Below are 14,853 nucleotides of genomic sequence, written 5' to 3'. Positions count from 1 at the left end.
TGAACCCATTTTCGGAACATCGTTGCATGCTTGGCATAATTTCCCAGCCTGAAGAACACAGCGTGCCGATGCTTGAAGGTATCGGTACCTATCTGTGGCGTGTCGCCGATGATGTGCTGGAGTGGTCTCCCGGACTTGTGGCGATTTACGGGCTCGAACGCCCACCCACTGGAGAGTTCGGTTTCTACGACCTGCTACATCCGGAGGATCGGCTGCGTGTCGAAGCTGAAACCAGCGCGTTCCTGGAGAATTCTCAACAGTATTCCCATGAATTTCGGATCATACGACCGGACGGGACCATTCGGCATATCCTCGACCGGGCAGCCATCGAACGGACGGCGGACGGCCAGATCATCGCTATCCGGGGCGTCAATGTGGACATCACCGACCATCGGTCTGGCGATACGGAAGTCGGGTTCCGCGCGCTGGCGAACAATATCGATCAGTTGGCGTGGGTCGCCAACCGAGAAGGATGGATCTACTGGTTCAATGCGCGTTGGCACGACTATACCGGCAAGACCTTGGACCAGATGGAGGGGTGGGGATGGCGCGATGTGCATCATCCCGATCACGTCGACCGGGTGGTCGAGCACATTGCCCATTGCTTCGCGACCGGCGAAGACTGGGAAGATATCTTTCCTCTCCGAAAAGCTGACGGCAGTTTCCGCTGGTTCCTTTCGCGCGCTCGTCCGATCCGTGACAGTCACGGAAACATCCACTCCTGGTTCGGAACGAATACAGACGTTACCGAGCAACGAGAGCTTGAAGAACTGAGTGTTCAGCTTCAGAGGCAGTTCGAGCAGTTGGCCGACGCGATGCCGCAGCTCGTCTGGACGGCGGATGCCGACGGGCGGGTCACCTATTACAACCGGCGGATTGCGGAATTCTGGCCGGCCCGCGATCCGGTTACAGGCCTGTTCGACTGGCATAATCTCGTCCACCCTGATGACTTGGAGCGGACGAACCATGACTGGAGCATCGCCGCTGCCGACGGCCGGGACTATGCTTGCGACCACCGGCTGAGGATGGCAGACGGGAGCTACCGGTGGCACCTGAGCCGTGCTGTCCTGCACAGGAATGTCTCTGATGCAAACTTCTGCTGGTTTGGCACTGCAACGGAGATCGAGGACCTGAAGCAGAGCGAGAATGACCGAAAGCTCCTGCTTCTGGAACTGAACCACCGGGTGAAGAATACACTGTCGTTGGTGCAGGCCATCGCCACGCTGACATTTCGCAGCCTGGAGGATCCGGCAACGGCGCTAGGCGCGTTTCACACCCGTCTGTCCTCTCTTGCAAGAACACATGATCTTCTTGTCCGGGATGACTGGCAGGAGCTCAGCCTCAAGGAACTCGTTCTGACCACCACAGGTGCCCTTGGGGTTGCATCCGACAGGATCGATGTATCTGGCGACGATGTCAGACTGTCAGGCCGTATCGGGGTCATGGTGGCCATGGCCATTCACGAGCTGGGCACCAATGCCGTCAAATACGGAGCTCTGTCGAACGAGAGCGGCGTGATCACGATCCGTTGGGAAACCCTCGCCGATGTCTCCAGCGGTTTCCAGATCGAGTGGAAGGAGGCCGGGGGCCCGCTTGTGCACCCTCCGTCGAAGCAGGGTTTCGGCTCGAAACTGATCCGGCAAGCTTTGGCATCGACGATCGAAGGTGAAGCGCGTTTCGACTTTGAACCCGATGGGCTCAAATGTATCATCTGGGGGCGTCAGATGTGACGACGGGGGCGCGCAGTCGGTGGCGCCGCCGCCCCCCTCACGCCGCAACCCTCTCGACCGCATCCCCCTCAAACACCCGCCAGCTGTTGCGCCCATCCCCCTTGGCCGCATAAAGCGCCCGGTCGGCGGCTTCCAGCAGGCGCTCGTAGTCGGCGGTGGTGCGCACGGGACCACAGGCAGCACCGATGCTGACGGTGACGTGGCGGTTGCGGTCTTTCGTGTGGTCGTGGCCGACGCCGAACTGATCATGAAGGGATTGCCGCCAAGGCTCTGCCGCAGGGCCGATCCGGCAACGGCGAGGAAGATGCGGTCGAAGCCGGTGGCGGTGTCATGAAGGGGGCTTTCCGTCATGTGTTGACGTCGGCGCAAAGGAACGGAACGCGGCGGCGATCACGCCCCTCCCGAATGCTACCGTTTGCTTGTGATTTTGCAGGCAATGGGCTCTCGCATCTGCGATCGCCGCAATTGTTTGATCAGGGACCGAACATGCCCGCGCCCTAGCGGACGCGGTTATCGATCCAGGCGCGCGTCTGCTCCAGAACCTCTTCCGCCAGTTGACGATCATCGACCGCTCTGGCCAGGATGACCGCCCCAACCATGGCTGCCCAGCTTCCGATCGCTGCGCGACGCGCCTCGTCCGCGTTTTGTTCAGGCAGCGCCTTCTCGATGCGTGCGATCTGCGTGCGCAGACCCTCTGTCATGGCGGCTTGCGCAGCAGGTGTCTGGTGGCGAATGGCGGCAGCGAGACCCGCAGTGGGGCAACCCTCGGCCGCGTTGTCGCAGTGGCGCGGAGCCAGGTAGGAGCGGACAAAAGTGCTGAAATCGCTGTTTCCGGCGCTGTCGGCGGCAAACGCGTGAGCCAGCGCCTGCGCCACGAGATCGTCTTTTGAGGTGAAATGTCCGTAAAAGCCGCCATGGGTCATGCCGGCTGCCTTCATGACTTCCGCAACGCTGACCGCGTCGAAGCCCTTGTCCTTGAACAACCGGCCTGCGACGTCCAGAATCCGGCGCCGATTTTCTACCATCTGTTCTCGGCTGACTTTCATTTTCAAAATTCTCCGCGACGGCTGTTGACATATTCATGATGATCATCATATTTAAGGTCATTCATGACAATGATCATGAATATAGGGCCACTCACAGAAAAGAGCAATCCAATGGTTCAAATTCCGGCAGTCCTGATCACCGGTGCCTCCACGGGCATTGGCGCAACCTATGCCGAGCGGTTCGCCCGGCGCGGACACGACCTCGTTCTGGTCGCCCGAGACGTGGTACGCTTGGAGGCGCTTGCAAGCCGTCTGCGCCAGGAAACCGGCGTGACGGTCGATATCCTCCCTGCCGATCTCACCCAGACCACGGATCTCGCCAAGGTCGAGACCAAGCTGCAGGACGATGCCCGCATCGGCATCCTCGTCAACAATGCCGGAACGGCGTTTGGCGGAAGCTTCATCGACCAGAGCAGCGACAACATGACCAAGCTCGTGGCGCTCAATGCGACAGCACTTGTACGGCTTTCCCACGCCATTGCGCCGCGTCTTGCCAAGGCTGGCGAAGGGGCGATCATCAATATCGGTTCGGTGGTTGGTCTGGCCCCGGAATTCGGTATGACTGTTTACGGCGCGACCAAGGCTTTCGTGCTGTTTCTGTCGCAGGGGCTTGCGCACGAACTCGGACCGCAGGGCGTCTACATCCAGGCAGTTCTTCCCGCCACGACCCGGACCGAGATCTGGGATCATGTCGGTGTCGACGTCAACACCATGAGCAATGTCATGGAAGTGGCTGACCTTGTCGATGCGGCCCTGGTTGGGTTTGACCGTCGCGAACCCGTGACCATTCCGCCGCTTCACGATGCCGGCCAGTGGGACGCGCTCGATGGCGCGCGCAAGGCAATGCTCGGCAACCTCGTCAATACGCTTCCTGGTGAACGGTATCGCACACTCGGCTGAGCGTTTCGCAACCGGCGAGGTATGCCATATCGCTTCAGCGGCCGCTTGCCGAAAACACCGGACGACCCGTGTTTCAGGATGCCTGCCAGTCGCGTGTCTGCGTCGAGCCCCCATCGCCCTAAGCCCGCCTTTGGGGGTGCGACCCGTCGAGCCAAACCGTTCAGTCGCGGCTCAGGCCTATCGAGCGAAGTCTGCAGCGAATGTAAATTTAGGTATCGCTAATACGATATCGTTATAAGCCCACAACCCTCAGGCCTTTGCAAACCAGCCCGGCCGAAACTGAGAAAAGCATCATGGCGACCTCTGCAGCCCATAACCAGAAGACCGCATTCGTGACCGGAGCATCCAGTGGCATTGGCAAGGCGGCCGCCCTGGCGCTTGCGCGCGCCGGCTATAGGGTCATCGGCACGAGCCGCAAGGCGGTGCCCGGCGAGGTGCGCGAGGGCATTCGCATGATCGCCTGCGACGTGACCTCGGATGCGTCCGTCGCCGCAGCCGTTGCGGTGATGCTAGCCGAGTTCGGCCACATCGATCTTCTGGTCAACAACGCGGGTTACGCCGTGTCCGGCGCGGCAGAGGAAAGTTCGGTGGAGCAGGTGCAAGCGCTGTTCGACACCAATTTCCTCGGTGTGGTCAGGGTAACAAACGCGGTTCTTCCGATCATGCGCCAGCAGGGGCACGGTCGGATCTTGAACATCGGTTCGGTCGTCGGGCTGATCCCGGGGCCTTTCGGTGCTTATTACACAGCCAGCAAACATGCGATTGAGGGCTATTCGGAATCGCTCGACCACGAGGTGCGCCCGTTCGGGATCCGGGTGGCGGTGATCGAGCCCTGGGCCACGAAAACCGCCATTGAGACCAATTCACCGCGCGGTGACCGCCCTGTTGCAGCCTATCGCAAGACCTTCGAAAGGTATCAGGCCGCTTTTGCGGCAGCTATGGCGGCCGGGGACACGGCGGATGATGTCGCAGGCACGATCGTGGCGGCAGCGGAGGCCAAGTCGCCGCGCCTGCGTTACCCCTCCGGCAACGCTGCCCGGCAGACCTCGTTTGCCCGGCGGTTCCTGCCGCGTGCGCTCTTCGATCGCATCTTGCGAAAGCAGTTCAACATCGCCTGAGATCGCTGGCCTGGTCGTAAGGGATGCCCTTAATCCTGGGTTTTCCAACCCAAGCGGCCTGAGGTGATCATCGTTTCACATTGGAGAAAACCCGTGAAGGCCTTCGTCGTCGAGAAATACAAAAAGAAGGGATTGCTGCGTCTGACGGATATGCCCGATCCCGAAATGGGTGCCAATGATGTTCTGGTGCGCATCCAGGCCACCGCGATCAACCTTTTCGATGCCAAAATCCGCGACGGCGAATTCAAGCTGCTGCTGCCCTATCGCCCGCCCTTCATTCTCGGCCACGATCTGGCAGGAACTGTCATTCGTGTCGGTGCCAAGGTTCGGCAGTTCAAGGCAGGTGATGAGGTCTATGGCCGCCCACGCGATCTGCGCATAGGCACCTTTGCAGAAATGATTGCAGTTGATGCCGCGGACCTCGCGCTCAAGCCCGAGAGCCTGACCATGGAGCAGGCGGCGTCGATCCCGCTCGTCGGCCTGACCGCCTGGCAAGCGCTCGTCGAGCTGGGCAAGGTCAAACCCGGCCATAAGGTGTTCATTCAAGCCGGCTCCGGCGGCTTCGGCACCTTCGCGATTCAGCTTGCCAAGCATCTTGGCGCCACCGTGGCGACCACCACCAGTGCGGCGAATGCCGAGCTGGTCAAACGCCTCGGAGCGGATGTGGTCATCGACTACAAGACACAGGACTTTGAACAGGTACTGTCCGGTTACGATCTTGTTCTGAACAGCCAGGATGCAAAGACGCTGGCAAAGTCGGTGGACGTGCTGAAACCAGGCGGAAAGCTGATCTCGATCTCAGGTCCGCCTGATGTTTCCTTTGCCCGGTCTCTGCGGCTGAACTACGTCCTCCGTCTGGTGATGCGGCTGTTGAGCCGGGGGATCGTGAAAAAGGCGACCAGCCGTGGTGTCGACTACTCCTTCCTGTTCATGCGCGCAGAAGGGCATCAGCTGGGCGAGATTGCCAAGTTGATCGATGCTGGCGTCATCCGTCCCGTCCTGGATAGGACGTTTCCCTTTGCCCAGACCCCTGATGCCCTGGCCTATGTCGAGACTGGGCGCGCCAAGGGAAAGGTTGTGGTGACACTGCCGTGATCCCACCCTATCGATAGGGGCTACGCAATTTCGAGGTAAATCGGCAACTTGCAGGGGCCGCTAGTGGCATACGGTCGCCCGACGCGGAACTAAGGCCCACCCTTACGCCACAACCCTTGCCGCCTCATCCCCCTCAAACACCCGCCAGCTGTTGCGCCCATCCCCCTTGGCCGCATAAAGCGCCCGGTCGGCGGCCTCCAGCAGCCGCTCGTAATCGGCAACTGAGCGCACCGCGCCGCAGGCGGCGCCGATGCTGACGGTGACGTGGCGGTTGCGGTCTTTCGTGTGGTCGTGGCCGATGCCGAGCTGGCGCACGGCGCGGCGCAGGCTTTCGGCAACGCTGGCTGCCGCCTCGGCGTCGCTGCCGCAGAGGATCGCCACGAATTCCTCGCCGCCATGGCGGGCAAAATGCGCCTCGATCGGCAGCGCCCGGCGCATGGCGCGGGCAACCCGCTTCAGGCATTCGTCGCCGGCGCCATGGCCATAGGCGTCGTTATAGGCCTTGAAGTTGTCGACATCGGCGACCAGGAGCACGACCTGCTCGGCCTCGGTTTGCGCCTCGGTCGTCAGCCGCAGCAGTTCCATCTCCGTGCCGCGCCGGTTCGACAGGCGGGTCAGCGGATCGGTGACGGAAAGCCGGGCCAGATCCTTGTTCTGGCGGGAGAGTTCGCGCTTCAGCACCTCGTTTTCCTGCTGCTGCAGATAGTTCGCCATGGCTTCCGCCTCGAGCTGGTAGGATACGAGAAGCGTCATCGCGACAGTCGGCAGATAGACCGACAGGTGCTGCACGGCATAAAGCGGGGTTGCGCCTTCGAGTAACCAGATGACCGAATAGGTGAGACAGAAACCGAAGACGCTGGCATGGAAACTCGGCCGGAAGGGCGAGGCGGCGGCAATCGTGATCGCCATCTGGAAGGTACAGGCCGCGTAATAATAACCAAGCACGGCCGGGTTATGGCTAGAGATCACGATGATCGACCAGGAAACCTGCGCCACCAGCGCCACCAGGATCGCCGCAGCCTCCTTGTGCTCAACCGGATGTTCGCCGCTCAGATAGAAGAGCAGCCCGCCCGACATCGGCACCATGACGCCGAAGCGCAAGACTGCCGACAGCACGGTCACGTCGGTCAAAACCCAGAGATCGAAGAAGAAGCAGCAGAGGTAGAAGCCGAGGACGCTGACCACCGCCGCTTGGAGCATGCGGTTGCGCAGGGCGGCGCGGGATTCGAGGAATTCCGTATATTGCACCGCAGTCATGCGGGGTTTTGCGGGAAGACCGAGCCATCTCTTCATGGATGCAATCACCGGATAAAATATCTGAACGTCGAAATCGGCCACAACCTACCGGCGACCCCCTTAATTTGGGGTGAAGGACCTGTCCCATCTCGGGAAATCGGGGATTTTCACGCAGCGCATGGTAAACAATGTCTTGTAATCTGCCGTGCCGCGCACGTTTGCGCATCACCTCTTGTGCCTTTGCGACACGCAGCGCGCGCAATCGCGCCGCCGGCGGCCCGAAGAGGGGGCGTCCGGTCACGAATCAGCGACAACAGCCGCGTCATCCAGCCCCGCGCGCGTCTCCGCCGACAAAACCTGCGATTGTCTTAATTCTGCGTCGAGCCGGTCGTTTCCGGCGTGATCACGGCCTGCGCGCTCGGGGAGGCGGGCAGGGTGAGCGGTGGCGCTGATCGCAGCCGCTGGCCAAGCTCGCGGATCAGCCGGGTCGATTGGCCAGACAGCGAGCGGGGGCGCACCATCGGCGGCAGCGCCGTGGCATCGGCGTCGGTGGCGCTCGCCACCTTCGGCTTCGCGTCCTTTTCCGGCATCGGCGCATCCACGCCCATGATCGGCTTCAGGTCGATGCCCTGATGGGCGTAATCCATCAGCTTCTTGAAGGTCATGGCGGGCAGCGAACCGCCGGTCATGTTGTTGGTCGAGGTATAGTCGTCGTTGCCGAACCAGACAGCAGCCGTATAGTTGCCGGTGTAACCAACGAACCAGGCGTCACGATAGGCCTGCGTCGTGCCGGTCTTGCCACCGGTCAAGATCCCGTCGACGGCGGCGCGGCGTGCCGTACCGATATAGGGGATCTTGGTCATCATCTGGTTCATATAGGCGGCGGCCTTTTCCGTCAGAATCCGCTCCGGCGGCGGCGTATCGCGCTCGAAATCATAGAGCACATCGCCATTGTAATTCATGATCTGCGCAACCCCGTGGCGGCGCGACTGATAGCCGCCGGCGGGCAAAACGGCATAGGCCGTCGCCTGGTCCATCACGGTCACTTCCGAGGTGCCGAGCGGGATGGTCACGTCCTTCCTGAGCGGCGTCTCGACGCCCATGGCTTTCGCCGTTGCCATGATCGCGTCAATGCCGAGCTTTTCCTTGGCAAGGCGCACGGGAATGGTGTTGATCGATTTCGCCAGCGCCGTTTCGAGCGTGATGCGGCCGGCATAACTGCGGCCGTAATTCTGCGGGCTCCAATTGCCCCAGGAGATCGGCCCATCGGTGACGACGCTTTGTGGCGTATAGCCGTTTTCCATGGCAAGCGCGTAGGTATACATCTTGAACGACGAGCCGGGCTGGCGGAGCGCCTTGGTCGAGCGGTTGAACTGGCTCTCGCCATAGTCCCGCCCGCCGACCATGGCGCGCACGGCCCCGCCATTCTCGATCATCACAAGCGCGCCCTGCTTGACGTTATAGCTCTCGCCATATTCGCGCAGCGAAGACGCGACAGCCTCGTCGGCCGCCTGCTGCAGGCCGAGATCGATGGTGGTGCGCACGACCAGCGTATGGTCCTTGAACTTGGCGGCGAGCCGCTGCACTTCCTCAAACGCCCAGTCGAGGAAGAAGTCAGGCGCTTCCTTCTCGTCACGGTCGATGACGGAAGCCGGGTTCCGCCTGGCCGCCACCACCTGGCCTTCGGTCATCAGCCCGCTCTGCACCATATTGGTCAAAACGTCATTGGCGCGCGCGCGTGCCGCCGGCAGGTTCACATGCGGCGCATATTTCGCCGGCGCCTTGAACAGACCCGCCAGCATCGCCGCTTCCGCCAGCGTGACTTCGGTGATGTTCTTGCCGAAATAGAATTGCGATGCGGCAGCCGCTCCAAATGTGCCGCCGCCCATATAGGCGCGGTCGAGATAAAGCGACAGGATCTCCTTTTTGGAGAGGTTCGCCTCCAGCCACAGCGACAGGAAGGCTTCCTTGATCTTGCGCTCGATGGAGCGTTCGTTGGTGAGGAACAGGTTCTTTGCCAGCTGCTGCGTCAGCGTCGAGCCGCCTTGAACGACCGAGCCCGCCTTGGCGTTTTCCGTCATGGCGCGGGCAAGGCCGAAGAAGTCGATGCCGAAATGGTCGAAGAAGCGCCGGTCTTCCGTCGCCAGCACCGCCTTCACCAGATGGTCGGGCAGCTCGTCGACGGGCACCGAGTTTTCATGAATGATGCCGCGATGGCCGATCGTATTGCCGTAGCGGTCGAGAAAGGTGACGGCGAAATTGTCGTGGTTGCGCCAGTCTTTCTTCGTCTCCTCGAAGGCCGGCTGGGCAAGCGCCAGAAGCACGACGAAACCGGCGGTGCCGAGCGTCATCGCTTCGCCGGCAATCTCGAAGCCGAGCTTCTTAAAGCCCCGCACGCGGAAGCGGCGGAAGAAGATGGTGATCTCCTCCCAGGTCTCGGCCAGATCATATCCGGCATTCCACAGCGTCGAATCGAGCCAGCTGTCGATGCGCAGGAAGATATGCCGCTTCAGCTTCGGCTTTTTCGCCGGCTTGCCTGCATTCGGCGCCTTCTGCGGCTCGTTGTTCGGCTGGTCGTCCCCGGACACCTTAGGCCTTCCCGATCCCTTTCGCCCGACCGCGTCGGCGCGAATCTTAAGTCCACTGGCTTGACGCGACCGCCCGAAGGCCTCAAGGACTGGCCAGGTCGGAAGGCGGCGTCGGTCTTGACTGAGTGATGGTCGATTTGCCGCCAAAGAACAAGTACAATCACGGCCCGGCTGCAGCGCCATCGGTGCTTCGGCACTGTTTTGGCAAAAGCGTGGCGCGGACGCCACCCGGCAGCGCGGCCGGCCAAAACCCGAACTTCACCGCTGCAACACCAACAACGCGCCGACGGTCTGGCCCCTGGATAAAGCATGCAAGACGATCCCTTCTGGAAAACCAAGACGCTCGCCGAAATGAGCAATGCTGAATGGGAAAGCCTGTGCGACGGCTGCGGGCTCTGTTGTCTCAACAAGCTGGAGGACTGGGAGACCGGTGAGATCGCCTTCACCTCGGTCGCCTGCAAGCTGCTCGACGGCGATACCTGTCGCTGCAAGGATTATGAGAACCGCCAGGAGACGGTGCCCGACTGTATCCAGCTGACGCTCGAGGGCCTGCGCGAAATCCAGTGGCTGCCACCCACCTGCGGCTACCGCCTGATCGACGAGGGCCGCGACCTCTACTGGTGGCATCCGCTCGTCTCGGGCGATCCGCGCACCGTGCATGAGGCCGGCGTCTCGGCGAAAGGCCGGACCATCTCGGAAGAAGGCCTCGATGTCGAGGATCTCGAGGATTATGTGGTCGACTGGCCGATGCGGCTGGGCGAGGGCAGGGGCTGAGCAGCATCCGCTGACGTTGGAGGCATTCTCCTCAGAGGCTTCGCCGAAAGACGAGCGGAGTGGTGCCTACGACGCTTCTGAAGACGCGGCTGAATTGGCTTGCGCCGCTGAATCCGCATGCGGTCGCGATCATCGCCACCGGTAGCCGCGTCTCGCCGAGCATCCGCTGTGCTCTTTCGATCCGCCGGACGGTGACAAACTGGATCGGCGTCTTGCCGAACGTCGTTTTGAACGCCCGGGAGAAGTGAAAGCGGCTCAAGCCGCAAAGGCTTGCCAGCTCGTCAAGACCGATGTCGTCAGCCAGATGCGCTTCGATATAGCCTGTGACCAGCGAGCGCTGGCCATTGGAGAGCTGACCTGCAACCTGTTCCCGTACGGGGGCGTCTTTCTCGGCATTCAGTCGCAGCATTTCGAGCGCAGCGGTCAGGCCCAGGGTTTCGGCATAAAGCCGTGAAGCCGGACCTTCACGGTCGCCCATCACGTGGCCGAGCTTTCGCATGGTCGCGCCGAGATGCTCGTCGCGGAAGTAGATGTCCGGTCGCCATTCGACCTGACGAAATGAGTCTTGGACCTCGTCTTCCATGGAGGACGTATCGAAGGTGACGACGGTAAATGCATTCATCCGGTCGGCCGGTTTCGCCCAGCCTTTGATTGCCCGGCCGGCGGGCACAAAAGTCATCCGGTCCCGCAAGTCTCCACCTGCGACGGCACGCTCACCCGTAACCTCCATTTCGCCGTCGACCAGGAGAAGATCGTGATGAGCAAGATAATGCCCTTCTCCCTGCCAGGCGAACTCGTAGCCGGCCGGCAGCTTCAGTCGCGAATACTGCACAGACACGCCACGCCAGCTGTGGGCGGCGTGGATCTCGGCCTGGCCGTTGGGGTCGTTGAACCTAAGTTGCAATTCGCTCGTGTGTCGCATTCGCAATCTCTAAAAAGAGAAGGTTGCGCCAAGGTTGCCGCAAAATTGACGAGGCTCATCAAAAAGTGTAGAAAAACAGCAAAATTTGTCTAATTTTGTTAAAATCTTCATCGTTTCTAAATTCCCGACGGCGAAAATGAGCCTCATGAATATTGAGGGTATGAGCGGTCTGATGCATCGGGCCCTTACTGAACCGGGTAGGAGAGACACATGCTGGGTTTTGGCGGTGCGGATGCGAAAGCCGTGCTGGAAGCGATGAGTAAATCGCAGGCGATCATCGAGTTCAAACTCGATGGAACGATCCTGTCGGCGAACGAAAATTTCTGTCAGGCGCTGGGCTACCAGTTGTCCGAGATCGTCGGGCAGCATCACCGGCTGTTCGTGGATCCGGCAGAAGCGGGATCGCAGGAATACCGAGACTTCTGGGCCAAGCTTGGCCGTGGAGAGTTCGACCAGCGCCAGTATAAGCGCATCGGTAAAGGTGGCAAGGAGATCTGGATCGAGGCCTCTTACAATCCGGTCTTCCGCGGCGGCAAGCCTTACAAGGTGGTGAAGTTCGCGACCGACATCACCGCAACCAAATTGAAAAGCGCGGAAGACGCCGGCAAGCTCGAGGCCCTCTCGCGCGCCCAGGCTGTCATCGAATTCACCCCGAAGGGCGAGATCATCACCGCCAACGAGAATTTCCTGACGACGCTCGGCTACCAGCTCTCGGAAATCGAGGGCAAGCACCACCAGATGTTCTGCGAACCGGGCTACATCAGCAGCGATGCCTACAAGCAGTTCTGGACCAAGCTCGCCGCGGGCGAATTCGTCGCCGACGAATTCATGCGCATCGGCAAAGGGGGGCGCAAGGTCCATATCCAGGCCTCCTACAATCCGATTTTCGACATGAACGGCCGCGTCTTCAAGGTGGTGAAATTCGCCACCGACGTGACCACCCGTGTCCAGAACGTCGACGCGCTGGCCGATGCGCTCAACGCCATGTCGGAAGGCGACATGACGCAGACGATCGACAAACCCTTCCTGCCGACGCTGGACAAGCTGCGCATCGATTTCAACGAGACGTCGTCGAAGCTGCGCAACACGCTGCAGTCGATCCTCGGCAATGCCGGCGAGATTGCTTCGGCCTCGCAGCAGATCCAGTCGGCCTCCAGCGAGCTTGCCAAGCGCACCGAACAGCAGGCGGCATCGGTGGAAGAGACGGCGGCAGCCTTGGAAGAGATCACCACGACGGTCAGCGACAGCAGCCACCGTGCCCAGGAGGCGGGCGAGCTTGTCCGCAAAACCAAGGACAATGCCGAACATTCCGGCAATGTCGTCGGCAATGCGGTCGAGGCTATGAGCCGGATCGAGAAATCCTCCTCGGAAATTTCCAACATCATCGGCGTCATCGACGAGATCGCCTTCCAGACCAACCTGCTCGCGCTGAACGCAGGGGTCGAGGCCGCCCGCGCCGGCGAAGCCGGCAAGGGTTTTGCCGTCGTCGCGCAGGAAGTCCGCGAGCTTGCTCAGCGCTCCGCCAAGGCCGCCAAGGAGATCAAGGAACTGATCAATGCCTCCAATGCCCATGTGAAGGAGGGCGTGGCGCTGGTCGGCACGACCGGCAAGGCGCTGCAGGAGATCGTGAGCCAGGTGATCGAGGTCGACGTCAATGTCGTTGCGATCGTCGAGGGATCGAAGGAGCAGTCAACAGGGCTGAAGGAAATCAACACGGCGGTCAACACCATCGACCAGGGCACCCAGCAGAATGCCGCCATGGTCGAAGAGACGACGGCCGCATCCCACAGCCTGGCCCGCGAGGCAGAAGAACTGTTCCGGTTGCTCGGTCAGTTCAACATCGGCGCCGCCGGTGCTCAGACCCGGACCGTCCCCGCTGCCGCCAGCCAACGCTCCCGCCCGCAGCCATCCCCGGCCCGTCAGATGACGGCGAAGGTCGCCCAGGCTTTCCACGGCAATGCCGCACTCAAAAGCGGTGGTAGCTGGGAAGAGTTCTGAGAAGGTCGTCGTAACGCGCCACGGATCTTGAAGGCAGAAGGCCGGTCACGATGTGATCGGCCTTTGGTCGTTAGAAGGCCCATGCTGGGAAAAGCCCGCTCACGCCCAGAGATCACGCACGCAGTCGCCGCGGGAGGGGAGGTCTTCGAAGGTGTCCAGGCCGTCGAAATGGTCGATCGGCAGGTCGGCGACGGCGTCTGGTGGGGCAAGCCGCAGGTTGACCGCGATCCGCCGCCGGCCGTCGTCGTCCGTGCGCAAGGCCCGCCAGGCGAGCACACAGGCGCAGGTCGGGCAGAACAAGATTTCGAGAAAGGACGTGTCCGGGCCGGCCCGTCTATAGGAGGAGGGCGCGCCGGTGATGGCAATGCGATCGTTCTCGTAGTCATAGGCCCAGAGCGCGCCATAGCGACGGCAGAGCGTGCAGTTGCAGGCGGTCGCCGGCCCGGGGTCGCCCGTGAGCGTAAAGCCCGATTTGCCGCAATGGCAGGTCCCGATGAGCATCGACAGTCCCCCTTGGTCTCGCGGGTTCGCAGGGGCAATCTGCGCCCGGTCCCTGATCTCGGCAAGGCCCGAGAGGCTGCTTGCAGGCCGCGGCGATTTTCATCGGCCTGCAGATTGGCACGAATGAACGACCTTCTGCTGCGTCACACCGTCTCGAATGAAACGGCGCCGTCAGCCCATGCCGAGAAACACTGCCAAGTTCCGGGTCACCGTCAGCATGATGTCGGCGCTCGCCCTGCCTGTCACCTTGCCGATACGCTCCCGCTTTACCGACATAGCCTTGTCGATCATGATGAAGGAGGCGTTCAAGAGCCCGTTCTCGGCATCAGGCGCAATTGGCACCCGCAGAAGCGGCGCTTCGATCACCGTGCTGGTGATGAGCAGAACCGTCAGTGTGCCCGTGTCCTGGAAACGATCGCTCTGGATGATGACCGCCGGGCGAGGTTTGCCGAAGTCGCCGCTGATTGCGACGGTGACGATGTCACCCCGCTTCACGCCTCGTCCTCGGACGTCTCCGGTGCGTCGAGGTCGGCAAGCGCGTCATCGAGGAAGTCTGAGAGTTCGGTGTCCTTGAGATCGGCTGCTGCTGTGAGCCGCGCCTGTCGTGCGCATTCCTCGGCAAATCCTGGGCTCCGTACATCGGGCAGCCAGATCTGGACCGGCCGCAACCCCTGCTGTCGCAACGCATCCCGACGTTTTTGTACCCGCCTTCCAATGGATGTTGCCATGTCGGTCTCCTCAGAACGTGTCTGTTACATGTAACGGATCGGAGGTTTTCTGGCAAGGCCGGGTCCGGTGGCATGGTGCCCGACGACGCATAGCAGGGAGCCGGTTCGACGGCGGGAAAAACGTATCCTATCTCCACCCAAAGCAAAGATAGATAAAGCCTGTAAGCACACCCCCAAGAAAATCGTCCCCCACCCCTTGACCCTCCCATGATGGGAA

At 61.3% G+C, this 14,853-nt stretch carries 14 protein-coding genes; 6 read left to right on the top strand and 8 right to left on the bottom strand.

Annotation, left to right across the window (positions count from 1 at the left end):
- The first annotated feature begins 68 nt into the window (after window positions 1-68).
- Complete coding sequence (locus tag ASE36_RS02520; protein WP_062611237.1) at window positions 69-1,730, top strand: sensor histidine kinase; 1,662 nt, start codon at window positions 69-71, stop codon at window positions 1,728-1,730.
- 37 nt (window positions 1,731-1,767) lie between these two features.
- On the opposite strand, the gene ASE36_RS22990 is transcribed toward ASE36_RS02520, so the two are convergent.
- Window positions 1,768-1,896, bottom strand: a complete 129-nt coding sequence (locus ASE36_RS22990; protein WP_244474637.1) for a hypothetical protein — start codon at window positions 1,894-1,896, stop codon at window positions 1,768-1,770.
- A 331-nt stretch (window positions 1,897-2,227) separates the two neighbouring features.
- The gene (locus ASE36_RS02510; protein ID WP_062275305.1) at window positions 2,228-2,776 is read right to left on the bottom strand and encodes a TetR/AcrR family transcriptional regulator; all 549 of its coding nucleotides are present in this window, start codon (window positions 2,774-2,776) and stop codon (window positions 2,228-2,230) included.
- A 111-nt stretch (window positions 2,777-2,887) separates the two neighbouring features.
- Here ASE36_RS02510 and ASE36_RS02505 point away from each other — a divergent pair, with 111 nt between their 5' ends.
- The 3 genes from ASE36_RS02505 to ASE36_RS02495 all read left to right on the top strand — a co-directional run bounded on the left by ASE36_RS02505 (window position 2,888) and on the right by ASE36_RS02495 (window position 5,889).
- The gene (locus ASE36_RS02505; protein ID WP_156378551.1) at window positions 2,888-3,676 is read left to right on the top strand and encodes an SDR family NAD(P)-dependent oxidoreductase; all 789 of its coding nucleotides are present in this window, start codon (window positions 2,888-2,890) and stop codon (window positions 3,674-3,676) included.
- Between the two features lie 293 nt (window positions 3,677-3,969).
- Window positions 3,970-4,794 carry an oxidoreductase gene (locus ASE36_RS02500; protein ID WP_062275301.1) on the top strand — a complete coding sequence of 275 codons (825 nt, stop codon included), beginning with the start codon at window positions 3,970-3,972 and terminating at the stop codon, window positions 4,792-4,794.
- A gap of 93 nt (window positions 4,795-4,887) precedes the next feature.
- Window positions 4,888-5,889 carry an NADP-dependent oxidoreductase gene (locus tag ASE36_RS02495; protein ID WP_062275300.1) on the top strand — a complete coding sequence of 334 codons (1,002 nt, stop codon included), beginning with the start codon at window positions 4,888-4,890 and terminating at the stop codon, window positions 5,887-5,889.
- 102 nt (window positions 5,890-5,991) lie between these two features.
- Here the strand turns inward: ASE36_RS02495 and ASE36_RS02490 are convergent, their stop codons facing one another.
- Window positions 5,992-7,182, bottom strand: a complete 1,191-nt coding sequence (locus tag ASE36_RS02490) for a GGDEF domain-containing protein (RefSeq protein ID WP_244474636.1) — start codon at window positions 7,180-7,182, stop codon at window positions 5,992-5,994.
- A gap of 311 nt (window positions 7,183-7,493) precedes the next feature.
- On the bottom strand, window positions 7,494-9,713 hold the full coding sequence (locus ASE36_RS02485) for a transglycosylase domain-containing protein (protein WP_062275299.1): 2,220 nt from the start codon (window positions 9,711-9,713) through the stop codon (window positions 7,494-7,496).
- A gap of 309 nt (window positions 9,714-10,022) precedes the next feature.
- Here ASE36_RS02485 and ASE36_RS02480 point away from each other — a divergent pair, with 309 nt between their 5' ends.
- Window positions 10,023-10,487 (top strand): YcgN family cysteine cluster protein, encoded by a 465-nt coding sequence (locus ASE36_RS02480; protein WP_062275297.1) that lies wholly within the window; start codon window positions 10,023-10,025, stop codon window positions 10,485-10,487.
- Window positions 10,488-10,518: 31 nt separating this feature from the next.
- On the opposite strand, the gene ASE36_RS02475 is transcribed toward ASE36_RS02480, so the two are convergent.
- Window positions 10,519-11,409: a helix-turn-helix domain-containing protein gene (locus tag ASE36_RS02475; protein WP_062275295.1), complete on the bottom strand. Its 891-nt coding sequence runs from the start codon at window positions 11,407-11,409 to the stop codon at window positions 10,519-10,521.
- Window positions 11,410-11,619: 210 nt separating this feature from the next.
- Here ASE36_RS02475 and ASE36_RS02470 point away from each other — a divergent pair, with 210 nt between their 5' ends.
- Window positions 11,620-13,407, top strand: a complete 1,788-nt coding sequence (locus ASE36_RS02470; RefSeq protein WP_062275293.1) for a methyl-accepting chemotaxis protein — start codon at window positions 11,620-11,622, stop codon at window positions 13,405-13,407.
- A 99-nt stretch (window positions 13,408-13,506) separates the two neighbouring features.
- Here ASE36_RS02470 and ASE36_RS02465 read toward each other — a convergent pair whose 3' ends face one another.
- The 3 genes from ASE36_RS02465 to ASE36_RS02455 all read right to left on the bottom strand — a co-directional run bounded on the left by ASE36_RS02465 (window position 13,507) and on the right by ASE36_RS02455 (window position 14,636).
- Window positions 13,507-13,908, bottom strand: a complete 402-nt coding sequence (locus ASE36_RS02465; RefSeq protein ID WP_062275291.1) for a GFA family protein — start codon at window positions 13,906-13,908, stop codon at window positions 13,507-13,509.
- Between the two features lie 171 nt (window positions 13,909-14,079).
- Window positions 14,080-14,403 carry a type II toxin-antitoxin system PemK/MazF family toxin gene (locus ASE36_RS02460; RefSeq protein ID WP_062275288.1) on the bottom strand — a complete coding sequence of 108 codons (324 nt, stop codon included), beginning with the start codon at window positions 14,401-14,403 and terminating at the stop codon, window positions 14,080-14,082.
- Window positions 14,400-14,636, bottom strand: a complete 237-nt coding sequence (locus ASE36_RS02455; protein ID WP_062275286.1) for an antitoxin MazE family protein — start codon at window positions 14,634-14,636, stop codon at window positions 14,400-14,402. The genes ASE36_RS02460 and ASE36_RS02455 overlap by 4 nt, the downstream gene beginning before the upstream one ends.
- Window positions 14,637-14,853: the final 217 nt, after the last annotated feature.

The sequence above is a fragment of the Rhizobium sp. Root274 genome, from assembly GCF_001429245.1.
Classification (GTDB): domain Bacteria; phylum Pseudomonadota; class Alphaproteobacteria; order Rhizobiales; family Rhizobiaceae; genus Allorhizobium.
The sequence above is the reverse complement of the archived record's forward strand: the minus strand, read 5'-3'. Positions and strand labels throughout refer to the sequence as shown.